Source organism: Jeotgalicoccus sp. WY2 (assembly GCF_018437745.1).
In the GTDB taxonomy this organism is placed as follows: Bacteria; Bacillota; Bacilli; order Staphylococcales; family Salinicoccaceae; genus Jeotgalicoccus; species Jeotgalicoccus psychrophilus.
The window spans coordinates 1,869,106-1,894,896 of record NZ_CP049818.1; the positions used below are offsets into that span (position 1 = coordinate 1,869,106).

Annotated in this window: 22 protein-coding genes and 6 pseudogenes; 23 read left to right on the forward strand and 5 right to left on the reverse strand. The window is 37.2% G+C overall.

Annotation, left to right across the window (positions count from 1 at the left end; genetic code table 11):
* The first annotated feature begins 121 nt into the window (after positions 1-121).
* Both G4D76_RS10845 and G4D76_RS10850 read left to right on the forward strand, forming a co-directional pair.
* Complete coding sequence (locus G4D76_RS10845; protein WP_213809870.1) at positions 122-748, forward strand: copper resistance CopC family protein; 627 nt, start codon at positions 122-124, stop codon at positions 746-748.
* 13 nt (positions 749-761) lie between these two features.
* Positions 762-1,907, forward strand: coding sequence for a copper resistance D family protein (locus G4D76_RS10850; RefSeq protein WP_213809871.1), 1,146 nt, complete (start codon positions 762-764; stop codon positions 1,905-1,907).
* Positions 1,908-1,983: 76 nt separating this feature from the next.
* Here G4D76_RS10850 and G4D76_RS10855 read toward each other — a convergent pair whose 3' ends face one another.
* Both G4D76_RS10855 and G4D76_RS10860 read right to left on the reverse strand, forming a co-directional pair.
* On the reverse strand, positions 1,984-2,397 hold the full coding sequence (locus G4D76_RS10855; RefSeq protein WP_111747095.1) for a disulfide oxidoreductase: 414 nt from the start codon (positions 2,395-2,397) through the stop codon (positions 1,984-1,986).
* Positions 2,398-2,400: 3 nt separating this feature from the next.
* Entirely contained in the window at positions 2,401-3,081 is a 681-nt protein-coding gene (locus G4D76_RS10860) for a DsbA family protein (RefSeq protein ID WP_145290252.1), read from the reverse strand.
* A 1,089-nt stretch (positions 3,082-4,170) separates the two neighbouring features.
* On the opposite strand from G4D76_RS10860, the pseudogene G4D76_RS10865 reads away from it, so the two are divergent.
* The 12 genes and pseudogenes from G4D76_RS10865 (at position 4,171) to G4D76_RS10920 (ending at position 16,206) form a co-directional block, all read left to right on the forward strand.
* Positions 4,171-4,538: pseudogene (locus G4D76_RS10865) on the forward strand (ArsR/SmtB family transcription factor).
* A pseudogene (locus G4D76_RS10875) lies at positions 4,531-6,951 on the forward strand (heavy metal translocating P-type ATPase). The pseudogenes G4D76_RS10865 and G4D76_RS10875 overlap by 8 nt, the downstream one beginning before the upstream one ends.
* Before the next feature lie 36 nt (positions 6,952-6,987).
* Positions 6,988-7,602: pseudogene (locus G4D76_RS10880) on the forward strand (CadD family cadmium resistance transporter).
* Between the two features lie 708 nt (positions 7,603-8,310).
* Positions 8,311-8,778, forward strand: coding sequence for a redoxin domain-containing protein (locus G4D76_RS10885; protein ID WP_250130322.1), 468 nt, complete (start codon positions 8,311-8,313; stop codon positions 8,776-8,778).
* Between the two features lie 92 nt (positions 8,779-8,870).
* Complete coding sequence (locus G4D76_RS16145; RefSeq protein WP_256440473.1) at positions 8,871-9,443, forward strand: cytochrome c biogenesis ResB family protein; 573 nt, start codon at positions 8,871-8,873, stop codon at positions 9,441-9,443.
* Positions 9,444-9,457: 14 nt separating this feature from the next.
* Positions 9,458-10,396, forward strand: coding sequence for a cytochrome c biogenesis ResB family protein (locus G4D76_RS16150; RefSeq protein WP_256440576.1), 939 nt, complete (start codon positions 9,458-9,460; stop codon positions 10,394-10,396).
* 40 nt (positions 10,397-10,436) lie between these two features.
* Positions 10,437-11,634: pseudogene (gene ccsB, locus G4D76_RS10895) on the forward strand (c-type cytochrome biogenesis protein CcsB).
* Positions 11,635-11,741: 107 nt separating this feature from the next.
* A complete protein-coding gene (locus tag G4D76_RS10900; protein WP_052256062.1) occupies positions 11,742-12,446 on the forward strand; it encodes a cytochrome c biogenesis protein CcdA in 705 nt (234 codons plus the stop codon).
* Between the two features lie 107 nt (positions 12,447-12,553).
* Positions 12,554-13,060 (forward strand): CueP family metal-binding protein, encoded by a 507-nt coding sequence (locus G4D76_RS10905; protein ID WP_026859513.1) that lies wholly within the window; start codon positions 12,554-12,556, stop codon positions 13,058-13,060.
* Positions 13,061-13,312: 252 nt separating this feature from the next.
* Positions 13,313-15,361, forward strand: a complete 2,049-nt coding sequence (locus G4D76_RS10910; protein WP_213809872.1) for a copper-translocating P-type ATPase — start codon at positions 13,313-13,315, stop codon at positions 15,359-15,361.
* A 28-nt stretch (positions 15,362-15,389) separates the two neighbouring features.
* A pseudogene (locus G4D76_RS10915) lies at positions 15,390-15,820 on the forward strand (CopY/TcrY family copper transport repressor).
* A gap of 134 nt (positions 15,821-15,954) precedes the next feature.
* On the forward strand, positions 15,955-16,206 hold the full coding sequence (locus G4D76_RS10920) for a copper ion binding protein (protein ID WP_051239034.1): 252 nt from the start codon (positions 15,955-15,957) through the stop codon (positions 16,204-16,206).
* 179 nt (positions 16,207-16,385) lie between these two features.
* On the opposite strand, the gene G4D76_RS10925 is transcribed toward G4D76_RS10920, so the two are convergent.
* Positions 16,386-16,862 carry a YdhK family protein gene (locus G4D76_RS10925; protein ID WP_371814479.1) on the reverse strand — a complete coding sequence of 159 codons (477 nt, stop codon included), beginning with the start codon at positions 16,860-16,862 and terminating at the stop codon, positions 16,386-16,388.
* A 352-nt stretch (positions 16,863-17,214) separates the two neighbouring features.
* Here G4D76_RS10925 and G4D76_RS10930 point away from each other — a divergent pair, with 352 nt between their 5' ends.
* The 9 genes and pseudogenes from G4D76_RS10930 to G4D76_RS10955 all read left to right on the forward strand — a co-directional run bounded on the left by G4D76_RS10930 (position 17,215) and on the right by G4D76_RS10955 (position 22,706).
* Positions 17,215-17,595, forward strand: coding sequence for a hypothetical protein (locus tag G4D76_RS10930; RefSeq protein ID WP_213809874.1), 381 nt, complete (start codon positions 17,215-17,217; stop codon positions 17,593-17,595).
* 674 nt (positions 17,596-18,269) lie between these two features.
* On the forward strand, positions 18,270-18,545 hold the full coding sequence (locus G4D76_RS15310) for a hypothetical protein (protein WP_250129948.1): 276 nt from the start codon (positions 18,270-18,272) through the stop codon (positions 18,543-18,545).
* Positions 18,546-18,576: 31 nt separating this feature from the next.
* Positions 18,577-19,032, forward strand: a complete 456-nt coding sequence (locus G4D76_RS15315; protein WP_250129949.1) for a histidine kinase dimerization/phospho-acceptor domain-containing protein — start codon at positions 18,577-18,579, stop codon at positions 19,030-19,032.
* A 146-nt stretch (positions 19,033-19,178) separates the two neighbouring features.
* On the forward strand, positions 19,179-19,373 hold the full coding sequence (locus tag G4D76_RS16155) for an ATP-binding protein (RefSeq protein WP_256440577.1): 195 nt from the start codon (positions 19,179-19,181) through the stop codon (positions 19,371-19,373).
* On the forward strand, positions 19,360-19,530 hold the full coding sequence (locus G4D76_RS16160) for an ATP-binding protein (protein ID WP_256440578.1): 171 nt from the start codon (positions 19,360-19,362) through the stop codon (positions 19,528-19,530). The genes G4D76_RS16155 and G4D76_RS16160 overlap by 14 nt, the downstream gene beginning before the upstream one ends.
* On the forward strand, positions 19,523-20,194 hold the full coding sequence (locus G4D76_RS10940) for a response regulator transcription factor (protein WP_213809875.1): 672 nt from the start codon (positions 19,523-19,525) through the stop codon (positions 20,192-20,194). The genes G4D76_RS16160 and G4D76_RS10940 overlap by 8 nt, the downstream gene beginning before the upstream one ends.
* Positions 20,195-20,334: 140 nt before the next feature.
* Positions 20,335-21,632: pseudogene (locus G4D76_RS10945) on the forward strand (APC family permease).
* Positions 21,633-21,838: 206 nt separating this feature from the next.
* The gene (locus G4D76_RS10950) at positions 21,839-22,090 is read left to right on the forward strand and encodes a hypothetical protein (protein WP_213809876.1); all 252 of its coding nucleotides are present in this window, start codon (positions 21,839-21,841) and stop codon (positions 22,088-22,090) included.
* Between the two features lie 79 nt (positions 22,091-22,169).
* Positions 22,170-22,706: a YdhK family protein gene (locus G4D76_RS10955; RefSeq protein WP_020006662.1), complete on the forward strand. Its 537-nt coding sequence runs from the start codon at positions 22,170-22,172 to the stop codon at positions 22,704-22,706.
* Positions 22,707-23,068: 362 nt separating this feature from the next.
* Here the strand turns inward: G4D76_RS10955 and G4D76_RS10960 are convergent, their stop codons facing one another.
* Both G4D76_RS10960 and G4D76_RS10965 read right to left on the reverse strand, forming a co-directional pair.
* Positions 23,069-23,395, reverse strand: coding sequence for a four-helix bundle copper-binding protein (locus G4D76_RS10960; protein ID WP_020006663.1), 327 nt, complete (start codon positions 23,393-23,395; stop codon positions 23,069-23,071).
* 204 nt (positions 23,396-23,599) lie between these two features.
* The gene (locus tag G4D76_RS10965) at positions 23,600-25,129 is read right to left on the reverse strand and encodes a multicopper oxidase family protein (protein ID WP_213809877.1); all 1,530 of its coding nucleotides are present in this window, start codon (positions 25,127-25,129) and stop codon (positions 23,600-23,602) included.
* Positions 25,130-25,791 lie beyond the last annotated feature (662 nt).

The window sequence follows — 25,791 nt, forward strand, 5'->3', positions numbered from 1 at the left end:
GCACACTTCATTACTATATATTTGACGATTTCATTACAACTCTTACAGCACACATCTTTTTAGTTGATTAAATGATATGATTACTATATAAATTATGGCAGCTTGAACAGGAGAATGTTACATGTTTGATTTAAGAATAATGTATGTGGTTATAGCGGCTACACTGTTATTTGTTGCGATTCCGTTCGAAGAAGCCAGTGGACACTCTGTTTTAGAAGCAGCCGACCCAGTGGATGGAGAACAACTCGAAGAAACCATAGATACAATAGAACTCTACTTTAGTACAAAGATTGAAAATGGGAGCACCCTTTACCTTACGAATGAAGAGGGTCAGGAGCTTCAACCATCAGCTATTGATATAGAAGATGATGAAATGAAAGCAACATTTAAAGATGTGCTCGAATCAGGAACGTATAGAGTGAATTGGAAGATCATCGGAAGTGATGGGCATTTGATTGAGGATGGGTATTCTTTCTCAATATTGGAAACTGAAGATAGTAAAATTCAGAAAGGTGTCAATCAAAATGAGAATAATATTAATACCGAAACAAATGATGCCGGTCAGAATAATACTGATGGGGTGGGGGATGAACCGAATGATCAATCTTCCGGCTCAAAAAATACAACCGGAGAACAGACGGATACCGTAAATGATCGAGTTTCGTTAAGTACTGTAATCATAATTCTTCTTGTAGTTATTGGTACAATATTTGCAATCTGGTTATTTACTGATAAACGCAAAAAGTAGGAGGTGAATTGAAATGCTTTTAGTTTCCTTGACAGAATTTATATTATACATTTGTTTCTCGCTCCTCATCGGCTCTTTGATTTTATATATCGTTCCGGAAGATAAGAGGACAACTTTGAACGTGCCCAAAAAGTTACTATATTTAACGGCTATTTTAATACCTATAACCGTTTTCTTTCCAGTTTTTCGAACGGCAAGTATATTGGCTGGAGATATGGGTCTCTGGTCAACCTTAATGAATGTAATACTGACCTTTGAAATTGGCAAAGCCTGGCTGTTTATCAGTTTTATATCCATCATTCTCATATTTGTATTGAGAGCCAGGCACCTGACAGAAAAGTTGCATTTAAAAATGTGGGCTTTGGTTTTAACCTTATTGATGCTGTTCGGCTACACAAATTCAGCACATGCTGCCACCATTACCGAATGGCAAGGATTCATTGTACATACACTTCATTTCATGTCAATTAGCATATGGATAGGAATTCTTTTTGTAATCAGCTGGTTTTCCAAGGATAAACATAATTGGACACCATTTTTGAAATGGTTTACTCCAGTGGCAATAATATGCCTTGCAATCGCGATCATTACAGGGTACTTTACTATGGAAATTGATATTGATTCATATGATGATGTGAACGCTTCTGTGCTGCAGGAATATCAGAACAGTCTTATAGTGAATTACGGCCAGGCATTGGTTCTGAAGCATATATTTATCATTTCACTTGTAATATTCGCTTTGATAAATGGATTTCTGTTTAGGAAGCAGCAAAATAATGCGTCATTCAACCCTTTAAAATGGGCAAGACTGGAAAGTATCTATGCTTTGGTTGTGTTCGGGCTGACAGCCTTTATGGGGCAGTCCTGGCCACCGCATCAAATTTATAGACTGGTAAAAACAGAGGGGGCTTCCCCCCTATTTAATGCATTGTACGATGGAGATATTGTAAACACTATCCAGAATGCTGAACAGGGGGGCGTGTTCAATGTCACCATGTCATTTGCTTTGGAAAACTACCTGTTATTCGCTTTAGGTTTGTTGTTTTTATTATTGACCATATACTCAGCTGTACGAAAAAAGTCTGTTTTCGCTTCTACATTCTCCTCTTTACTGATGTCTATATCCATTTACGTTGGAATTATTTTAGGTGTGCAATAGGTGCAGTAAAACAAATCAATATATAAGCAAAAGAGGTGCCATCAATTTTGATGACACCTCTTTTAATAATGATTTTCTATTTTCTAACAAGAAGCATACATGCTGAAACTAATGAGAACGCAATTAAGGCTAAAAATGGTATTGTGATGAATCCAAGCCAATTAATATACTCGGTACTGCATGGCACACCATTGGCACATGGTTTAATTTCCGCAAACCCAGGTACTTTTTGTTCTAAATAATGAAAGAGAGAAATTGAACTGCCAATGATTGATATTGGTAATACATATTTCTTAACAGATTTATCATTTTGAAAGGTGGCTATTCCAAGTATCAATACTAAAGGATACATTAGGATTCTCTGGTACCAGCAAAGTTCACAAGGAATGAAGCTTTGTATTTCGCTGAAGTATAGACTGCCAAGTGTTGCTATAATTGAGACCAACCATGCTACATATAATAATAGCTGAGAAATATCTGTTTTTCTCATATCTTAATTTTCCTCTAATTCAGAGTCTATTACCTCTTTAATTGACTCATAATCGAATGGGTCTTCTATTATTGTCTCATTTATCATAATAGTTGGGGTGAATTGAACGCCAATTTCTGAAGCCAGCTCCGAATCTCTATTCACTGCGTCCATCTCTGAATTATTTTCAATCGAAGATTTCAAATCATTTGTATCAATACCTGAGACTCCGCTCGCTATTTCAAGGATATTTTCAGTTGTAATCCAACTTCTATCGTGGTCATCACTCGGTTGTGCTTCGAAGAGCGCTTTATGAAATTCCCAATAAGCATCAGGATTTTGTTTATAGACGGATTCAGCTGCTAATGATCCTAATTCAGACTCTTCTCCATGAAATAAGACATTTACATAAGAGAACTTCACTTCTCCTGTATCGACATAGTCATTTACCAGTTTTGGAAAAACATCTGATCCCCAAGCTTTACAAGCTGGACATTTGAAATCTCCGAATTCTACTATTGTAACAGGCGCATCTGAATCGCCTAATGTCGGTTGGTCTTCAATTGGAGGTTGCTTACCTGATACCATTCCCTGACTCGATTGGGAATTAGTATTGTAGATAATAACACCTGCAATAACCAATACCACAATAGCCAGGGTAGCAATTACAATAAATTTAAATGTAGAGGAATTACTTCTTTTCATTAAAACACCTGCCTATTTTTATTTAACACTAATTGTATCACCAAACTCTTCGTTTAATGAGCCAATCATGTATTGTTCGAATTTATGTCAAAACTGGAATTATATCAGCATACCAATCTATATGCGAAAATAAAGTTACTTAAAATACTGGCTTATTTAAGAATCGTAGAACAAAAAACAAACCACCTTGAAAAGAATTAATCAAAGTGGTTTGTTTTTTCGAATTAGATCTTAGCTAAGGGGACCGTCAATAGATTGTTTTTTAAATATTTATACAGTTTAGATATAACACTTTAAAAGAGAAGGGAAGTCAAAGCATTAAACGTACCGTTCTCATTCCTATTTTAATAGAAAATTTTATAAGCCGATATCTCTCTTTTAATGTGAGATATCGGCTTAATTTTAGTGCAAAATATCACTTAAATAAGTACAAAATAAAGTCAAAAGTCACACCCAGATTTAAGACAAAGGTCTGCTAAACTTTAATCACTGATTCACATCCGGTTACCCCTTCTGTCACTTTCGTAATTATTCTGCACTAATTCAGACGATAATTTGCATTATAATTAAAGAACCCAGCTTGTCTTCGTAAGAAGACAAGCTGGGTTCTAAAGTAGTATGTGCAAAATAGTATTTAAAATATATGCAATTCATCGGTGAAAGAGACACTCTAGTGTTGTCTATTTAGGATCTACTCTAATTAATCAAAAATTTAAGAGAGAAAAGCACATCTACAAATTGTTTCACCAGAAGATTATTTTTCTAATTATAAATGAAAAACGTTCGTAAAAGTATATGCAAAATATTGAACGTTCGTAAACTATTTTAATATGTTTAAGAACGTTTATTTTGATCTATTTCAAATGTTTTCAAATAGTTCGTAAAATTGTACTTTTAAGAACGAATAAATTATTTATCACAATAAAGTTCACTTACGATATCGTAATTTCTTTCAGCTTTATTTCAGAAAATTCTTTCTATGTCGAGAAAAACTTATACAAATTTATTATTATTCAAACGTCTGCTTGAATAAAGAAAAACAAGATGTTATGCTATACTCAAACAATATTTGAATGATGAGGTGTATGTATGAATAAGAAAGAAACGTGTGAAGTTTTTTGTTATGACGAAGAAAAGGTTAACCGGATGCAAGAGAATTTACAAACTGTAGATATTGCCGGTATATCACAGATGCTTAAGGCTATTGCCGATGTGAATAGGGCAAAAATCACCTATTCCTTATGCAAGGAAGAGGAATTATGCGTCTGTGATATCGCAATATACTCGGTGTGACTGTAGCAAATGCATCTCATCATTTACGCACGCTCTACAAAGAAGGCATCGTTACATTCAGGAAAGAAGGGAAACTCGCGTTCTATTCACTGGAAGATCAGCATATTAAAGAAATCATGACGATTGCATTAATACATAGGAAAGAAGTGATAACCAATGTCTGAAGGGATTGCAGAGCTGACTGAAGAAAAAAAAAAGTTTACCGTGTTCAGGGGTTTTCCTGTGCGAACTGTGCAGGGAAATTTGAGCGCAATGTGAAGAAACTACCTGAAGTTCAAGATGCGAAGGTGAATTTTGGCGCATCAAAAATTTCTGTATATGGTTCTGCAACGGTTGAGGAACTGGAAGAAGCAGGGGCATTTGAAAACCTCAAAGTGGTGCCTGAAAAGTCTATGCGTCAAACGCAACCAGAAGTAAATAAAGAAAAAAAAGTTTACCGTGTTCAGGGGTTTTCCTGTGCGAACTGTGCAGGGAAATTTGAGAATAATGTGAAGAAACTACCTGAAGTTCAAGATGCGAAGGTGAATTTTGGCGCATCAAAAATTTCTGTATATGGTTCTGCAACGGTTGAGGAACTGGAAGAAGCAGGGGCGTTTGAAAACCTCAAAGTGGTGCCTGAGAAATCCCTGGAAGAAAGTGGACAAGACAAAAAAGAAAAGGAAGTAACCATTCCATTTTATAAAAGCACAGCACTCTGCTCTATTCGCTACTGTTTATCGCTTTTGGCTTCATTTCAATGTTGGTGAATGGTGATGACAATATTCTTACACCACTGCTGTTCATCACTTCCATGATTGTCGGAGGGGCTTCAATGCTGAAAACGGGTCTCCAGAATTTAGTCCGGTTTGAATTTGATATGAAACCCTGATGACAGTCGCAGTGATTGGCGGTGTCATCATCGGAGAATGGGCCGAGGTCGCCATTGTTGTCATCTTGTTTGCCATCAGCGAAGCGTTGGAGCGTTTCTCGATGGATCGAGCAAGGCAATCCATCAGTTCATTGATGGATATTGCTCCTAAAGAGGCACTTGTCAGACGCAACGGACAGGAAATGACAGTGCACGTCAATGATATTGCTGTGGGCGATATCATGATTGTTAAGCCTGGACAGAAAATTGCTATGGACGGCGTAATTGTCAATGGCTACTCTGCAATCAACCAGGCAGCAATCACAGGTGAATCAGTGCCGGTTGAAAAATCGATCGATGATGAAGTATTTGCAGGGACACTGAACGAAGAAGGCTTACTGGAAGTTAAAATCACTAAATTGGTTGAAGATACGACCATTGCCAAAATCATTCATCTGGTGGAAGAAGCACAAGGTGAGCGTGCTCCTGCCCAGGCATTCGTTGATAAATTTGCAAAATATTATACGCCTGCCATTATGGTTGTCGCAGTGCTGGTTGCGATTGTACCCCCGTTATTTTTCGGTGCGAGCTGGTCCACTTGGGTGTATCAAGGGTTAGCGGTTCTCGTTGTAGGTCCATGTGCATTGGTAATTTCCACGCCGATAGCGATTGTTTCGGCAATCGGAAATGCTGCCAAGAAGGGAGTCCTTGTAAAAGGCGGGGTCTACCTCGAAGAAATGGGTGGATTAAAGGCCATTGCATTTGATAAGACCGGCACACTCACAAAAGGCGTCCCGGTTGTAACTGATTATCGTTTAATCGACAATGCAATTGATGAAAAGGAAATGCTGGCAGTCATCACAGCATTGGAAGATCGTTCCCAGCATCCATTGGCATCCGCGATTATAAAGAAGGCAGACAGTTATAACCTTCCTTATTCTGATATTTTTGTCGAAGACTTTTCTTCCATTACAGGCAAAGGGATACGGGGCAAAATCAATAATGAAATGTATTACGTTGGCAGCCCGGCATTATTTGAAGAGATAGAGGCAGCTAATTTCAATGATTCAATTAAAAGTGATGTCAAAACACTTCAAGAACAAGGTAGGACCGTTATGGTTGCAGGAACGAAAAATACAGTTCAGGCAATCATTGCAGTCGCGGATGAAGTCCGCGAATCAAGTAAAGCGGTAATCCAGAAGCTGCATCAGGCAGGCATCGAAAAAACAGTCATGCTTACGGGGGATAATCATAGTACTGCCCGTGCGATTGGTTCACATGTCGGTGTCACAGATATTCAATCTGAATTACTCCCGCAGGATAAACTAGACGTAATCAAGCAACTAAAAACTGATTATCGTCATGTAGGCATGGTCGGCGATGGGGTCAATGACGCCCCGGCGCTGGCAGCTTCCACCGTTGGTATCGCTATGGGTGGCGCCGGTACAGATACCGCTCTTGAAACAGCGGATGTCGCTTTAATGGGCGATGACCTGAGGAAACTGCCCTTTACCATCAAACTTAGCCGTAAAACATTGAACATCATCAAAGCGAATATCGCTTTTGCCATTGGAATCAAACTGATTGCTCTATTGTTGGTCATCCCAGGATGGCTGACACTATGGATTGCGATTCTCTCGGACATGGGTGCCACTTTAGTGGTGGCCTTGAATGGTTTGAGGCTTATGCGTGTGAAGGAAGATGAATTAAGCTGGGTTCTTCCCAGATAAGTAAAAGTACTGATGTCGAATATTGGAGTTGGAAAAATGATTATAACGGCATTTACAGCTGCTGCCATCTATGTAGCGACAGGAATCGACTATCTCGTCATACTGATTCTTCTGTTTTCGCAAATCAAAAAGAGTAATCAATAAAACATATCTGGATTGGACAATATATTGGGACAGTCATTATTATACTCGCGAGTCTTCTGGTGTCATTGGGCGTTGCTAATCTAGTTCCCCAACAATGGATGATCGGACTGCTTGGACTGCTGCCGCTTTACCTGTGTTAAAAATATGGATTCAAGGTGAAGAAGACGAAGATGAAGGCAACATTCTCTCCCTTTTCTCTTCAGGCAGATTCAATCAATTATTCATAACGGTCACTTTCATTGTACTGGCTTCCAGTGCGGATGATTTCGCTATCTATATACCGTACTTTACGACTTTAAATATGATGGAAATCATTATTGCCGTCATTGTTTTCATGATCATTTGGTGTTCTATGTCTAATCAGCTATCGATTGGCTTCCTTGAATTTTGTTTCAGATAAAATCGAAAATATGAACGTTGGATCGTTCCAATCGTCTTATAGGATTAGGAATTTATATCCTATTTGAAAATGGCACATTCAACGCTCTGTTCTCATTCCTATTTTAATAGAAAATTTTATAAGCCGATATCTCTCTTTTAATGTGAGATATCGGCTTAATTTTAGTGCAAAATATCACTTAAATAAGTGCAAAATAAAGTCAAAAGTCACACCCAGATTTAAGACAAAGGTCTGCTAAACTTTAATCACCGATTCACATCCGGTTACCCCTTCTGTCACTTTCGTAATTATTCTGCACTAATTCAGACGATAATTTGCATTATAATTAAAGAACCCAGCTTGTCTTCGTAAGAAGACAAGCTGGGTTCTAAAGTAGTATGTGCAAAATAGTATTTAAAATATATGCAATTCATCGGTGAAAGAGACACTCTAGTGTTGTCTATTTAGGATCTACTCAAAACATCCGATTTTCATAAGCAAATTTATCTGGCTTATTTTAGTGTTGAATTTAAATTTATTCATAATTTGAAATGTCACATTAAATACTAATAAAATGCACAGTTTCTTTAAAAATTTGATTTAAGCTAAATAATTAGATGGGAATTTTTAATAGCTAAAATTGGTAATAAGACTAGTGTACGAATGATTTCTTATTCTAATAGAATAGTAAGTTTGTTTGAAAATTATCTTTCAAAATTAACTATGTATGAGGTGCAAGATGAAAGTAATTGCTACTGGAGGTGTAAGAGTATGAAGAAAAAAACAAGGAAGATTTAAGAATCAGTATTATACTGAGTGTCATTATTTTGTTAGGTGTGACCTTATGGTTCAACTTAACTTCTGATACAAAAGCCTTACAAGTAGGCGATGAATCAATTGATTTTCAATTGGAGACGTTAAATGGTGATTCAATACAATTATCGGATATCAATTCAGAAAAAGGTGTTATTTTGAATTTCTGGGGGACTTGGTGTAAACCGTGTCGTGAAGAAATGCCTGATATGAACCGAATTTATAATGAGGGACATGATGATTATGAAATCATTGCAATAAATGTTTCGGAGGATGAGCAGCAGATTAATCAGTTCTTATCCAGCTTAGATGAAAAACTTGATTTTCCAATCGCATTGGATCGAAACAGAGATGTGACTAAAGCTTATCAAGTCGGACCACTGCCGACGACAATAGCAATCAATAAAAACGGTATTGTCGTGGATAAGAAAGAATATCAGTTAACTGTAGACGATATTTACAGCTTTGTGGAACAATCTACTTCTGAATAGGGTGAGCTTTAATGGAATCTAGGAAGATAACATGTGAATCCTGCAATTATGTCAATCCCCCGGGGACACAATTATGCCAGTCGTGCGGGAAAATGATAAATAATGATTACGATAAAAATAAAATAAAAGATTTAATGCGCTATGATGGCAGTGCAATTCGTTCGAAAACCCGTTCTAAAAGTATTTTTGATAAAATTTGGATTTTCTTTACTTCAATAAAAGTCGGAGTAACGATCATAGCAATCATCACTATTGCTTCGTCTATAGGAACGATTTTTCCTCAGGAGTATTTTATACCAGTGGGGGCCAATCCACAACAATACTATACAGAGAATTACGGTACTTTAGGAAAAATTTATATTGAACTGGGATTTCATAATTTATATTCTTCCTGGTGGTTCATCATACTAATTGGTTTGCTTGCACTTTCGCTCATCGCAGCAAGTATCGACAGGGGTATACCGTTGTTCAAGTCTTTAAAAAATCAGCGGGCTAAAAAGCACCCGTCTTTTTATAAGAGACAACGCTTGAATTTACATCAGGGAAGTTCCCGTAATACTGCAGATGTCGTCGAGGGCTTAAAGAAAAAAGGTTATAAAGTAAAAGAAGACGACAATCACTATCTATTTGAAAAGGAAAACTATCCAGATGGGGCCCTTACATAAATCATTTTGGTTTAATTCTTCTATTATTTGGTAGTATGTTGAGATTTTTTCCTGGTATGTATGTAGATGAATTGATCTACATTACTGAAGGTGAAACGGTTCAAGTACCTGAAACAAATGGTAAATATTATGTGAAGAACAATAAATTTACCATAGATATATACGATGAAGAATCCGGGACGGTCTATGATAATACACTAAAGAATATAAATGAGACTGTCGTCAGCAACTATCAGACGGATTTTAGCTTTTATGAGAATGAAAATATGGATGTAGTGGGTTCTGCACCTGATTTACAGAAGGTAGAGGATTACAGTGTACAGGTGAATCATCCATACCGCTTTGATCTATTTGAAATTTATCAGGCAAGTTATGATAATTCTCAGATGAAGTCCATGACATTTCAGCTTGAAGACAATGATGATAAACCTGTTGGGGAACCTTTTACAATAGAATTGGATAATCCGCATCAAAATTATGAAGTTGTAGATGGTGTGAATGTCAATATTAGAGCGTATGCTCCAGATTTTCTTGAAATAGATGAGAATGGAGCACTTATCTCCGAAACACCTGTAGCTACAAACCCTGCTTTTGTATTTGAAATTTTCGATAGTGAATCTAGTGAACTCAGTTTAATTCAAATTATGAACTCAACCGATATCACAGAGAATAACAAGTATAATGTAAAATTTGTTGAAAATGAAAATCACTGGGCTACTGTTTTGACCCTAAAAAAAGACCTGACAATGCCATTGATAGCAACAGGATTTGTGATATTTTTAGTGGGACTATTTATTGGTTCATACATTAATCATAGACGAATATGGGTTAATACTGATGATGGATTCAGTATCAGTGCGCATACAAACAAAAATTATTTTGGACTAAAGAAAGATATAAATCCTGTATTGAGAGAATCCGGATACGATGAGATTTTAGATAGAGATAGCTAAAATAATAATGAAATATAAACAGAGATGAGGAGGAATTAATATGGAATCCACACTATTATCGATTAGTAACTGGCTGATTACTGCTGCCTTTTTTACTTATTGATTTCTCTTATACCACTTGCGTTAAGTGTTAAGTCTAATAAGAAAACCGCAGAATTTATTTCTATTATAATGATTATAGTGGCTTTTATTATGGAAATTACTTATTTCTTATTAAGGTGGACAGCAACCGGACATGCACCTGTCTCGAATATGTATGAGTTCATTGCAACTTTTTCAATAATGTTAATTTTAGGTTACTTAATTACATATCATTACTACAAAACAAAAATTTTAGGATTATTCGTCATTCCGTTAGCGTTAATTCTCATTGCCTATGGCAGCATGTTTTCGACAGATGTTAATCCCCTGATTCCGGCGCTACAGAGTAACTGGTTGGCAATCCACGTCATTACAGTGACGATTTCTTACGGTATTTTATCCATGAGTGCAGTGGCAGGACTGATTTACCTGCTGAAAGCAATTCCTCATGATGAAAAATCATGGCGGGCGCGTATGCTTGAAGTGATTATGGCAGGTTTGGTGATTGTTTTGGTCTACATCGCGACGACACTCATCATGAAAGGTGCAGTTGATTACAGTGATGAATTCATGTATACAGATCAGCGAGGACAGACGATAGTTGCAGACTATCATTTGCCAAGTTTGATTAATTTTGAAGGTGCAATTGCAGTGGAACACTTAGGTAATAATGAATATGAACCTGCGGACCATTTCCATTCAGGAATTAATTTACCGCCAGTCATTCAATCTCAATCATTGAACACGGTAATATGGTCTGTCATGCTGGGAGTGATAATCTACGGGATCCTTCGTCTGATACTCAGAAGGAGATTGTCAGCAATTATCAAACCACTTGCAAATAAAGCAGATTTAAACTTAATGGATGAGATAGGTTATCGTTCAGTAATTATAGGTTTTCCGTTGTTTGCACTTGGTGGTATATTTTTCGCAGCGATTTGGGCACAAATTGCATGGAGCAGGTTTTGGGGTTGGGACCCGAAGGAAACCTGGGCATTTATCACATTTATGTTTTATACTATTTTCCTGCATCTAAGATTGAACAGAGGATATGAAGGGAGAAATCTGCATGGTTGGCAGTAATCGGGTTTATACTGATACTGTTTAACTTAATTGCAATAAACTTAATTGTTGCAGGACTTCATTCATATGCATAATTGGATTAGATATAGTTTATTATTAACAGAATATAAAAAATTCTGAGAAAATATATTAGGAGTTCGTTCGAATTATCGTAAAATCTCAATATGAATGGAGTGTTATTTTGGGTAGTGAAATGACTTTCTTACTTGCATTTGGAGCTGGATTCTTAAGTTTTGTCTCACCTTGTGTACTTCCAGTATTTCCTGCTTTTATCTCTTACATAACAGGAATGAGTTATAATGAAGTAGAAAATCAAAAATTCAATGCACGCGCAATATTCCACACACTTTTCTTTCTTGTGGGATTCAGCTTATTCTATATAGCCCTGGGGTTTGGCACGTCCTTTTTAGGCGGAATATTGATTGAACATGCGAATCTGATCAGACAACTGGGTTCAATCTTGATTATTTTCTTCGGGCTTATCATTACCGGCGTGCTTAATTTTAATTTCCTGATGAAAGAGAGGAAATTAAAATTTAAAAACAGACCGTCAGGATTTTTAGGTTCAACTTTAATAGGTATGGCTTTTGGTGCCGGATGGACGCCGTGCAATGGACCGATTATCGGAGCAATTTTCGCAATGAGTGCCAGTGCACCAAACGATGCTTTAATGTTAATGGTTATTTACTGTCTGGGCTTTGCAATTCCATTCTTTATATTGAGCTTTTTCGTATCTCGTACACGCTGGATGCTGAAATACTCGAATACGATTATGAAAGTTGGTGGGGTCATCATGATATTAATGGGTGTACTTCTGTATTTTGATGGATTGACTCAGATTATCATTTGGCTGCAGCCGTACTTTGGAGATTTTCAAGGCTTCTAATTATGAATACATTAAATGACTTGTTTATATAACTTTCATAGAAATGATATATTTATAAAATTTGTTTAAAAATTATTGTTAAAATTAAATATCAAGGAGGAATCTGGATGAAAAAATATTTAATGCCAGTTTTGATGGGCGTAATCTTTATTTTAACAGGTTGTAGTGATGACTCAGCATCGAACGAATCAAATATTAAAGAAATGGTTTCGGAATTAAGCGCTAGTAATATTGTAGAATCAGCATCTATAAATGATAAAACACTTATTGTTAAAGATAGTGGAGATGAGAATGTCTATACTTTGCCAGACGATGAATTTTTTGTATCTATTGCACCATACATCTCATATACACATCCTTGTGAATTTCATAGCTTAACAGGTTGTCAGGGAGAGCTGATGAATGAAGAGATGGATGTAAAAATTACAGATGAAGATGGAGAAGTTCACGTTGATGAGAAGTTGACTACCCTTGAGAATGGTTTCTTGGATTTTTGGCTGCCAAGAGATAAAAATTACTCTTTAGAAATTAATTATGATGGAAAAAAAGTTGAATCTAATTTTTCAACTTTTGAGAATGACAGCACCTGTCTGACAGATTTACAGCTTAAATAATATATTATTCAGATTACCCAATGCTATTTAGTGTTGTGGAATCTGCATTTTTAATTCAATGTTAAATCGCAGAGTAGCAGTTAATTTATTTTTACTTAGTTTTTAAATACATGTAGTGGATAGTTTCTGCACATATATTTTTTATAATAAACTTAGTAAATTAATAGCTTGACAAATAACGACTACAGAGGTAAAATTAAGTTAATAAATCGATTACAGTTGTAGTCGTATCATAATGTAGGAGGGAAAAAAATGAATAAAGAAGGTAATCATAATCATGCTGAGCATGAAGAAAATCATCATAACCATGAGGAGAGCCACGAATCCCATAATCATAGCGGACACGATCATCATGCGCATATGGTGACAGATTTTCGTAATAAATTCTTCATTATCCTGATATTCACAATTCCAATTGTACTTCTATCTCCGATGATTCAAAATTTCATAGGTGTGGATTGGCAATTTACTGGAGATAGTTATATTGTGGCAGCGTTGGCCACGTTCGTTTATTTCTACGGGGGTTGGCCATTCATTAAGGGCGCTTACGATGAATTGAAAAACAAAGAACCAGGCATGATGACATTAATAGCAATGGCGATTTCTGTCGCTTACTTCTATAGTATGGCAGTTGTTTTTGGATTCAATGGGGAAGAAATTTTCTGGGAGCTGGCAACTCTTGTATTAATCATGCTTCTGGGACATTGGATTGAAATGCGAGCTATTAACAATGCTTCCAAGGCTCTGGAGTCCCTCGCATCATTAATGCCTGATACGGCAAACCGTATCACTGAAAATGGTGAAACAGAAGAAGTTCAGATTGATGATATTAAAGCGGGTGATTTACTATTAGTAAAACCCGGAGAAAAAATGCCGCTGGATGGTAAAATCGTTAAAGGAAAGTCGCAAGTTGATGAATCAATGTTAACGGGTGAATCTGTTCCAGTTGGAAAATCCGTTGATGACGAGGTCATTGGAGGTTCAATAAACAGAGAAGGTTCTCTCACTATTGAAGTAGAGAAACTGATGAATGAATCTTATCTGACACAAGTTATAGATATGGTTAGAGAATCACAACGTACTAAATCGAAAACTCAGGATGTAACTAATAAAGCAGCTAAATGGTTATTCTATATCGCTTTAGCTGCCGGTATTATCACATTTATCGTTTGGATAAGTGTTGGAGCAACTATAGATACTGCTATCATGAGATTGGTAACAGTTTTGGTTATTGCTTGTCCTCATGCTTTAGGTCTGGCAGCACCGTTGGTTATTTCAGTATCTACATCACTTGCTGCAAAGCACGGTTTGTTAATTCGAAAACGTCCACAGTTTGAAAAGGCTCGTAAAATTAACGCTGTGATCTTCGATAAGACGGGTACTTTGACTGAGGGTAAATTTGGTGTTACAGATATACAGACTTTCAATAATATTGACGAAAATACCCTTTTAAGTTATGCAGCAACAATAGAAAATGACTCGGAACACCCTATTGCGAGAGGTATACTCAATGAAGCCAAGTTAAAAGAACTTGAATTGCTTGAAATGTCAAATTTCAATTCAATTACTGGTGTAGGAATTGAAGGGACGATTGATGATAAACAAGTCAAAGTAGTGAGTCCGGGATATGTACGTAAACAAAAAATAGATTTTGACGATAAGAACTTTAATAAATGGTCAGAACAAGGTAAGACGGTAGTTTTTCTTTTGGTAAACGAAGAATTAGCAGGTGCCATTGCACTGGCAGATAAAATTAAGGAAAGTTCTAAGCAGGCAATTGAACAGCTGCATAAGAGAAATATTAAAGCTATCATGTTGACTGGGGACAATCAGAAAGTAGCAAATTACGTTGCAGAACAAATAGGAATTGATGAGGTTTATGCGGAAGTGATGCCCGATGAGAAAGCCGACAAAGTGACAGAAATCCAAGAACGTGGATTGATCGTTGCAATGACAGGAGATGGCATCAATGATGCACCTGCATTGACTAAAGCAGATGTTGGCATCGCTGTGGGCGCAGGTACAGATATTGCAATAGATAGTGCAGACATCGTTCTCGTTGACAGTAACCCGAAAGATATTCTTGCAATATTCAGCCTATCTAAAAAAACATATAATAAACTGATACAGAATCTGATTTGGGCAACCGGATATAACGTGATTGCTCTCCCATTGGCAGCAGGAGTACTGGCGCCTTGGGGAATAATACTCAGTCCTGCTGTAGGTGCGATTTTGATGAGTCTCAGTACAATTATCGTAGCAATCAATGCACAGTTACTGCATAGATTTGAAGTTGAATAACATAAATGCCATAAGTTAGGGTGAGAATATGACTATGAAAATTGATTCAAATATCACAGACTCCGAGTGGGAAGTCATGCGGGTCGTTTGGGCACAAAATAAAACTACGAGTAAAGACATTAGAGATATTATAGAAAATAAAAAGAATTGGAAACCGGCCACGACCAAAACACTTATTGGCAGACTTGTTGATAAAGGTGTATTAAACACAGAAAAGGACGGCAACAAATACATTTATTCAACTAATTTAAAAGAAAGTGACTTTCTTAAAAGTACACTTGAACAAACTTTCGATAATATATGTAATAAAGACATTGGAAAAATTATTGCAGATTTAATTTCAAAATCAACATTAAGCTATATAGATATAGAAGAGTTGGAAAAAGTGTTAGAGATGAAAAAAGAGATGCAGTTGACGTAGTGCCATGTAATTGTGTTCCAGGTCAATGTAAGTGTTAATCAGCAGTAGATACAATGAATTAAGACATATAATTGATTGGTTAAATAAAAAATAGAGAAAATATAAAATACCTGCCTGGGGTATGATGGAATTTGTATAGCGTAATCTAATTAAATTTTAAGGAGGAATTTATATGTCAAAAGTAACACTTAATGTAGAAGGAATGTCATGTGGGGCTTGCGTTAATAAAGTTGAGGGAAGTGTCAGTCAATTAAATGGCGTTGAATCAGTCAAAGCTCAAATTCCTGAAGGTAAAGTAGATGTAACATTTAATGACAGTACAATTAATTTGGCAGACATCAAAGGTGCTATTCAAAATACCGGCTACGAGATTAAAGAGGATATTGATAAAGAAGATGGTTCTGCGTGTTCATGCTGCAGCTAGTTAATGACAAAAGATTTTAAGAATTTAGAGTATCATCTTTTTATGTCATATTGATTCTATATAATAATTGTAGAAAGAGACCAAGATAAAAAATCCGGCAAATCTTAATTCAAGATTTGCCGGATTTTTTCTTTGTAATCAGGAATCCATGCTTTTATCCTATATTACTATTCACTAATTTATTCCACAGGTGCCAGTTCACTTTCTGTAACCCACTTATGATTCTGCACTTCTTCTTCAGTATCTGTTGTAACAAAATCTACCATATAGACAGTCGTTTCTTCAGCTGAGTCAATCGTGGCTGTTGCACCTTCCATGCCCTCCATGTGTGAGGCGTTCATTACAGTTTCATCACCTGGTTCAAGGGGTGCCTCTCCAGGCTCTTCCAATTCTTCATGGATGACCCATTTATGATCTTCGACAGGATCTCCACCATTCGTAGGTGTGTATGAGACAGTATAGACAGTCGTGTCAAAAGCACCGGAAATTGTTGCTTCAGCACCATCCATACCTTGCATGTGTTCTGCTTCAATAATCGCTTGACTTCCAACTGCATAAGTTGGATTTTCTGCTTCTTTCAAGTCTTCAGGTACTTCACCGGAACTGGACATCTCATCAGCTGAATGTTCCATACGACCGCCGGAATCTGATTCCATGTCCATTTCCTCCTCAGAGCTGGACTCTGTTTCAGTGCTTTGGCTTTCTTCATCTTCATTAGGCTGAGTTTCCCCATTACCACAGGCAGCCATTAAATACAGCGAATATGGAAAGAAACCCTAATAATATTTGTTTTTTACCATGTATATACCTCCATTTTATTAGTTCTACTGAGAACTCTACCCATAACTTTTGCAGTTTACGTGCAGATTCAATGAAAAATAAATGTATTTAATCAAATAATATTACCGACTCGACATATTGGATTTCAATTTAAAGGTTTATTAACCGTGGATGATATCTCAGCGCTTCCTTCAAATCTGCACGAAAAATCGATATTTAAATAATAAAATGTATAAAGAGAGTGGTGGATATAATCATGGAATAGGATTCTCAGGCGAAAATGATGGATTATATTTTGCAACTCATGGTGGGTTGAAGATATTTCGTGATAATGAATTGTATAAAACTATTAGCAATTATAATAATTATAATGATTATATGAGATTTAAGGTAATAGATGAAGGCTTTTATACTTCCGGCCAGCCAGGAAGAGATTCGGATATTCCGAATCCATTTGGCATTCAACGCAGTTTTGACGGTGGTAGAACTTTGGAGCATATTAAATTTGAAGGAGAGACAGATTACCGTGCTGTTGCAGTAGGATATAATAGCCATGATATTTTTCTATTGAATCCTAAGATCAATTCCCAATTAAATAAAAGATTTTAAAAAAGTGCTGACGAGAGGAAAACTTGGGAACGAGTCCATGTAAAAGGTCTTGATGGTGAGGTGTTATACTTAGTCATACATCCTTCAAAATCAAACTTCGTTGCAGCTGCTACCTCCACTGGAATAATTCTCATCAGAAGATGATGGAGATGAATTTAAGAGGTTTACATATTCGAGTCAAGCAGGTACTGTTTATTTCTATGGAGAAGACTTTTATTATGCAACACATGATGGAAAGGCGCCACTCATCAAAAGAGATGTTAAAGTGCTGATGAAACAATCGTTAGTATACCGGAAATGAAAGATGATGGTTTTGTATGTTGCAATCAATCCGCAGAACGAAGATGAGTTAGCAATCCATACTATAAATGGAAATACTTATGTATCTAAAGATGAATCAGAAGAACAGTGGAAGAAAATTTTAGTTGTGGGCAAAGTAAAATAAGCTGAATTATTCATAATAAAAATACTACTTTTCTATATAATATGACTAATGAACAAAAGATAAGATGATCTATTACGATTTATGCTGTTGCAGAAAACTGAGGAGGCTTTTATGTTCAATAAATTAGCTTTAAAAATCGGACTTTTGGTTTTTCTGGTGATTCTTATTATTGAAATCATATTATTCTATCCTATATACAAATCTGGTCGCTGATCGTGTGGAGGAAGTGATGGGGGATTTATTGGCCCGGGGGAATACACACAGAGACGTATTGGAGAAAACTATACAACCACGACATTGGAACATGTTGCGATTATGGAGTCAGAATCAGTTTATTGTGGTGATAACAGATGAGAATGGAGAGATAATCACCAATTCTGATCCGGTTGAACCAGAAATGATAACTGTTATTGAACATACTGATTATGGTGAAATACCACAAGAAGGAGTTATCCTGAAATCAAATTGGTCAGAAGAAAAAATGTCTCGACAGACAGCCCCCTAACTTTTAACGAAACACATAGCGGGCATGTTTTATGTTTGCTGAAAGTGATAGCATCGAACGGATTATTGATCATCTCAGCCATAAGTTTTGGCTTGTGGGTCTATTGACTTTACTTCTGACTGTTATAACGGTGTTTATTCTTTCCAGAGTTATTACCCAACCGGTATTGAGGATGAAAAAAGCGACAGAACAATTAAGTAGAGGCAATCATAACGTGGAATTGTATACACATCGAAAAGATGAGCTTGGAGATTTGGCGACTTCGATTACTTTGCTGTCGCAAGATCTGGAACGTTTAAAAAACGAGAGAAATGAATTTTTAGGGAGTATATCGCATGAGCTACGAACACCTTTAACCTATATGAAAGGGTATACGGATATTATTAGCAGAAAAGAAATATCCACGACGGACAGGAATAGATACATTAAAATCATTCAGGAAGAAACAGAGCATTTAGCAGACCTGAAAAAAATCTATTTGAATTAGCTAAAATCGATCATAATGAATTTACCATCACAAAAGAGAGGGTAGTATTTAGCGCTTTGATTGAGACGGTTTTAGCACGAATCCGTCCAGCGCTCAATGAAAAAAAGATAGAGCTTTTCTTTCATTGTCCGGACAACTTGGTTGTTATGGCAGATCCCGAAAGAATTCAACAAGTTATATTGAATATATTAGATAATGCAATAAAGTATACTCCCGAGAAAGGTCATATCACAATGGAAGTTATTCAAAATAAAAATGAAATTTTAACAACTATTCAGATACGGAGAAGGAATCCCAGAAGAAGATATACCCTTTATATTCGATCGACTGTATCGTTCTGAAAAGTCTAGATCCCGGGTAAGCGGAGGGTCTGGTCTCGGGCTGACAATCGCTAAAGAAATTGTGGAGTTGCATGGTGGCGAGATTGGAGTAGAAAGTACACTCGGCAAGGGGACTGTTTTCGTCATATCTTTAAAGAAGGAGAATGTAAATGAATAAAGTGCTGTTAATCGATGATGAAGAGAGAATGCTCGAACTGTTGACATTATACTTGAAACCTTACCCTTATTTTTGTCGAAAAGCAGTAGGTGCAAAAGCAGGGCTTAAGTTTGTTAAAGAAGAGAAGTTTGATCTTATTCTACTGGATATCATGATGCCTGAAATGAATGGATGGGAAGTATGCAGAGAAATACGGCAATACTCAGATGTACCTATTATCATGGTGACTGCACGTGAGCAGAAAGAAGATATTGTAAAAGGACTCAAGCTGGGTGCAGATGACTATATAACAAAACCTTTTAATGAAGAAGAATTGGTTGCAAGAATGGATGCATTACTAAGAAGAACAAGACCTGTCAACCGGATTGAAGTCGAAAGACTGTTATGGGACGAAGATCAATTTGAACTATCCTATAAAAAACAGCTTATAAAATTAACACCAAAAGAATTTGCAATCATTGGATTACTCATGAAAAATCCAGGAAGGGTATTTTCTAGAAATCAATTGATTGATTTAGTGTGGGGCATGCATTCTGAAACGGAAGGACGTACTGTGGATTCCCATGTTAGAAATATGCGGGAAAAAATTCGGGAAGTCGGCTTTCCTATCGATGATTACTTTCACACGGTGTGGGGCGTGGGCTACAAGTGGATTAGAAAGTAGCTTTCTCATATTATCGATTGTTTAAAAATGTAGATTTTGAGCACATTGCTAAAATTAATTTGAATATTTTAAAAACTGCACACTAACTGCACAAACCATGGGTATATTTTTTAGAGACTATTATTTCTGAGGTGATACTAATGAGCGAATATAAAAAAGACAGCTTATCTCTGACTGGTGCGATCGGTCTTGGGACAGGGGTTATGATCAGTGCCGGAATATTTGCATTGCTGGGTCAGGTTGCCGCACTTGCCGGCATGTGGTTCCCGATCATGTTTGTCGTCGGAGGGATTGTAACTGGATTCAGTGCGTATTCCTATGTCAAGATGAGCAATGAATATCCTTCAGGGGGGTATCGGCATGTTTTTGGCAAAAGCGTATGGTCAGGGTACCGTCACTGCTTCTGCAGCGATACTGATGGCCGTATCCATGGTCATCAACCAGAGTCTCGTGGCCCGTACTTTCGGTACCTATACGTTGCAGATTTTCAATATGGATGCAACCAGCTACCTGGTGCCTGTGCTCGCTGTTGGTCTTTTGCTCTTTGCATTCCTGGTTAATATTTCTGGCAACAGTTTCATTCAGACGTTTACTTCGATTGTGTCCCTGCTTAAAATAATTGGACTTGTCGTCTTTGCGATGGGCGGGTTATGGGTCGCCGGTTTTTCCATTACACCCGCAGAGGGCAGTGGAAGTACGGAAGACGCAACTATTACCAGCATGATTGCAGCTGTGGCACTCACCATCCTAGCGTTCAAAGGGTTTACGACGATCACTAACAGTGGCTCTGAAATCGTTAAGCCCCATAAGAATATCGGCCGGGCGATTGTCGCATCCATTTCCATCAGTCTTTTTGTGTATCTGCTGGTTGCATGGGCGGTATCCAGCAATCTGCCGTTAAACGAAATCATTGCAGCCAGAGACTACTCGCTTGCAGAAGCCGCAAGGCCAGCATTTGGAAACTACGCTGTATGGTTTACCGTCGGCATTGCGATCATCGCAACAGTATCCGGTATTATTGCCAGTGTCTTTGCGGTGTCACGCATGCTTGCCATGCTGACAGATATGAAGCTGATTCCACATAAGCACTTTGGCATGCCAGGACGAATTCAAAAGCATACGCTGGTATACACAATTGTACTTGCGATGGTACTGGCCGTCATTTTCGACCTCAGTCGTATCGCCTCAGTCGGGGGCCATATTGTATCTTGTGATGGATATGATTGTGCAATGGGGTGTATTTAAACATCTGAGGGATAAGGTGGATGCAAATCCAGTCATTGTCATGACCGCATTCATACTTGATGGAATTGTACTGGCAGCTTTTATGTGGGTCAAACTGATGAATGACTGGCTGATTGTTGTCGTCTCCATCATTTTCATTATCATCATCTTCATAGGGGAGTATGTATTTCTTAAACACCGTAATGATGGGTAAGAAGGGCATGCGCATTAAAGCATTTTTAATCTCGAGCCATGCGTGTTCTTCTAAAAGGGAAGAGTATCACAGTTACAAAAGGGGGTGATGCTTTTTCAGGAAGGTGAATCAATAGAAATTTAAAATGATTAGAAGGCATGGCATTGGATTGCTTGTATCATTTAAGGTAAATATCTCTTAGAAAAAATACCAGTGAGGAATGTAAAATGAATAACAGATTTACAAAAATAGTCGTCACACTCGCAACCGTTACTGGAATCAGTTTCTCAGCAGGACAAGTTTCGGCAGATTCCATCAACGCAGCTCCCCAAGCCAATGGACAAGCACAGGGGGAAGCAAAGGTTGAAAAGAGACTGGATAAGGTTGAGAAGAAAACGGACGCTATCCAATCTGAGCTGGAGGCAATCGAAGGATCTATCGAAGGCCCTCCTATAACAGTTGATGAAGTACAGCTCTAAAGAGTATCTGGACAAGCTGGAATCTCTGCTGAATCGCTTAAACGCCGCTGACAACCATTTGGATGCTGTGACCAAAAAAATGGAAAACCAGGATGCATCCATTGAAGAGACTGAAGCAGAAATTAATGATATACGCACCAGTATTTTAGAAGTGAAAGAAACGATTCAATCCATTTTTGCTGAACAGATGTCCAGCACTGGTGTAGTCCCTGACGGTCTGGAGGAAGCAGAAGATCCAACTTATGAAGTGGGTAGCCAAGCCATTATCAAAGCCGATCATATGCCAGGTATGTATGGTGCTGAAGCAACAATTGCAGGCGCATTTGATACTGTTGCTTATAGTGTCACTTATTACCCTACAACTGGTGGAGACCCAGTGGAGAATCATAAATGGGTCATCCATGAAGAATTGGAAGGTCCAGGAGAAGCACCACTGGAGCCCGGCACTGAAGTGACCTTGGATGCGGATCACATGAAAGGCATGGATGGTGCAACCGCTGTGATAGAATCTGCTGAAGACACTACTGTATATATGCTTGACTTCACAACAACAACTGGAGAAAAAGTAGAAAATCATAAATGGGTGACAGAAAGTGAATTGTCACCTGTTGAATAAAAACAGATGATATTAAAGAGCTTATCTTTACTGGATTATCTATCTCAAATGGATAATCTGCATGGATAAGCTCTTTTTATTATATGAATTAACAGATACATTAATGACTGTTTTGAAGGGAATTCGGTTTACTCCTCCTTGCAACGATGGTTCTAAGCGAACTCAACTGTTTTTTATAACCTTGTCTAAACTAAGGCGTCTCTTATAAGTATTGTCAAAATCAAGGGCGCTCTTAATTAATAATGCAAATACACCTTAATGTATATTTTCGTTAAAATGCTGGGTACAATCTTAACCGGAAATAAAAGAAGTGGTATGTCCAGAATAAGTTCCGACATACCACTTCTTTCTAAGTGTTGTGCTTAGGCGATTTCTTTACAAGCCTCTGCACATTTGAAGCACGCATCTGCACATTTCTGGCAGTGATCGTGGTCATGTTTTTGACACTCGTTGCCGCATGCTTCGCAGACCTTGGCACATACTGCCGCCAGATCAGAAGAAAATGGTGAATTTCTTGTCAGAGCCTGTTCTAAGAATGCACAGATATCTGCACATTCACGATCCAATCGGATACACTCCGCCATCATTTTTACGTCTTCTTCCCTCAGACAGGCATCGTAACAGTGGTTACAGGCTTCCATACATTCATGTAACGTCTGAATCAGTTGTTGATGTTGTTCATGAGCCATTTTAAATCCCTCCTATAGAATTGAATGCACTTACATTAATTGAATTCCCATCCATTTCGCATATAAACCGATATTGGTAAACTCCATAGAAAATGCACATAATTTTAATGATGATTGTCCTTCTCCACTTATTCAATATTGTAATTCGTCTAGAAAAAATCAAGAAATAGTTCCTTTTTTGTTATTAGATTGAAGCTTTGGAGCTTACTCTACTTTAACCTGTCCCATCATCCCATTGTCCTCATGTTCAAGTATGTGACAGTGGAACATATATATGCCTTTATTTTTAAACTGAATGGCAATTTTTACAGTCTCATCCGGGGCAACGGAAAAACTATCTTTCCAGCCTCTTTCGTTCTCAGGTGGTGCTTCTCCATTCCTGGAAAGGATCTTAAACTGAGCACCATGGATGTGGAACGGGTGAATCATGCCGCCCATCATGTCTGGTTTATTATAGATTTCCCATACTTCGGTGACACCTTGTTCCTGCGTAAAATCAATTCTTTCAGAGTCAAATTTTTTACCATTTATCGTTACCTGATCCATCATGCCGAAAAGTTCAATTTCTTTTGTTACTGGTAAATTCTTTTCTTCTTCCGTAACTGAAAAGTCATTCATTTCATCAGGTATATCTATGGTTTTACCTGTTTGATCTGTGATTTCAAAAGGTAAGAGCGTGGTACCTTCTTTGTTTACTAAAGCAATCTCTTCATTAGTTTTAACTTGTGAGAAGTCAATGACTATTTCGGCCCGTTCTGAAGGCGTGAGTGTGATTTCTTGCATTGAGACCGGTTCATTTAAAAATCCGCCGTCCGTTGCGATTTGTACAAAAGCATCTTCTGTATTTAGTTTAACGGTGTAGTTTCTTGCATTTGAGCCATTTAAAAGTCGAAGCCTTACTTTTTCTTTATCTACAGTTAATTTTGGATTTAATGTTCCATTAATTAATGATGTATCTCCGACAGTGCCATCTTCATTTGCTGCTGCTTTATAATTCAACTGTTTTTCGTCATCAAAGACTCTGTCCTGGAAAATGAGAGGAATGTCATTTTCTCCATATTCACTTGGTAATTCGAGATTTTTTGAATTTTGGTCCTCGATATAAATTAACCCAGCAAGTCCGTTGTACACTTGTTCAGAGGTTTTTCCTTCCGGGTGGGGATGGAACCACAATGTGGCAGCTTCCTGTGTCACTTCAAATTCAATAGTACTCTCTTCGCCTGGCTCCAATACATTGTGTGGACCACCATCGTCATTCCCTGGCACTTCCAATCCATGCCAGTGAAAAGTGGTATTTTCATTGAGTTCATTGATTAAGTTTATTTTCACAGTATCTCCTTTTTCAAATTGAAGCATGGGACCTAGAAACGAGTCATTATAGCCATATGTTTTTGTTTGAACGCCATCAAATATTTCTGTTTCTCCTTTTTGCGCGCGTATTGTATACTCAGTTCCTTTGTTGCTGTCGCTTTTGAGTACAGGGGGGATATTCAGTTCATTCTCTCCTGTCGAATCAATTAGACTTACCACATCATCATGATCCATATGACCATTACCCATGGAACCATTATTCATTTCTCCTTCACTGGAGGAGTTATTCATATTTTCTTCCATAGAATTTTCATTGTCCTCATTCATATTCATCTGTTCATTTGAATCCTTTCCATTGTTAGTATCTTCTACAGATGCTTCTCCGTCATTGCTTGTACAAGCTGATAAAACAATGACCATCATCAGAGAAACAAGCTTATCAATAGGTTCTTTTTTCTCATACTTTACAATCCCTTCTTTCTACTTTTAATAAAGAACTTGTCATTCCTTTATGTATTAGACTAGATTATAATTTTCGAGAATCCGTGCATAAAATGAGTATTTAATATGACAAAAACTACATGTAAAATTAAGTTTAAAAAACGACCGTTTTACACACAAAATAGTGCATACGGTAAAAGGATGTCACTTAAGACGCTATTTTACGCCTGTTTTTAAGCGCTATTTTGCACTATAACACATTTGAAAAAAGGTAGAACACAGCCTTGTATGTTCCAACTGTCACTTTCGATGTTATTTTGCACTGATTTAGGCGATAATTTGTACTATAGTTAAGAAACCCAGCTAATCTTTTCACAAAGACAGCTAGGCTTTAAAGTTGGTTATGCAAAATAACACTTAAAATATATGCAATTTATCGTCAAAAATGACATGCAATATATTCAGCAATATAATTATGTCTATTTAGGGTCTATTCTAATCAATCAAAAATTTAATAGAGAAAAACACATCTACAAATTGTTTAACCAGAAGATTATTTTTCTAGTTATAACTGTAAAACGTTCGTAAAAGTATGTGCAGAATATTGAACGTTCGTAAACTATTTTTATATGTTTAAGAACGTT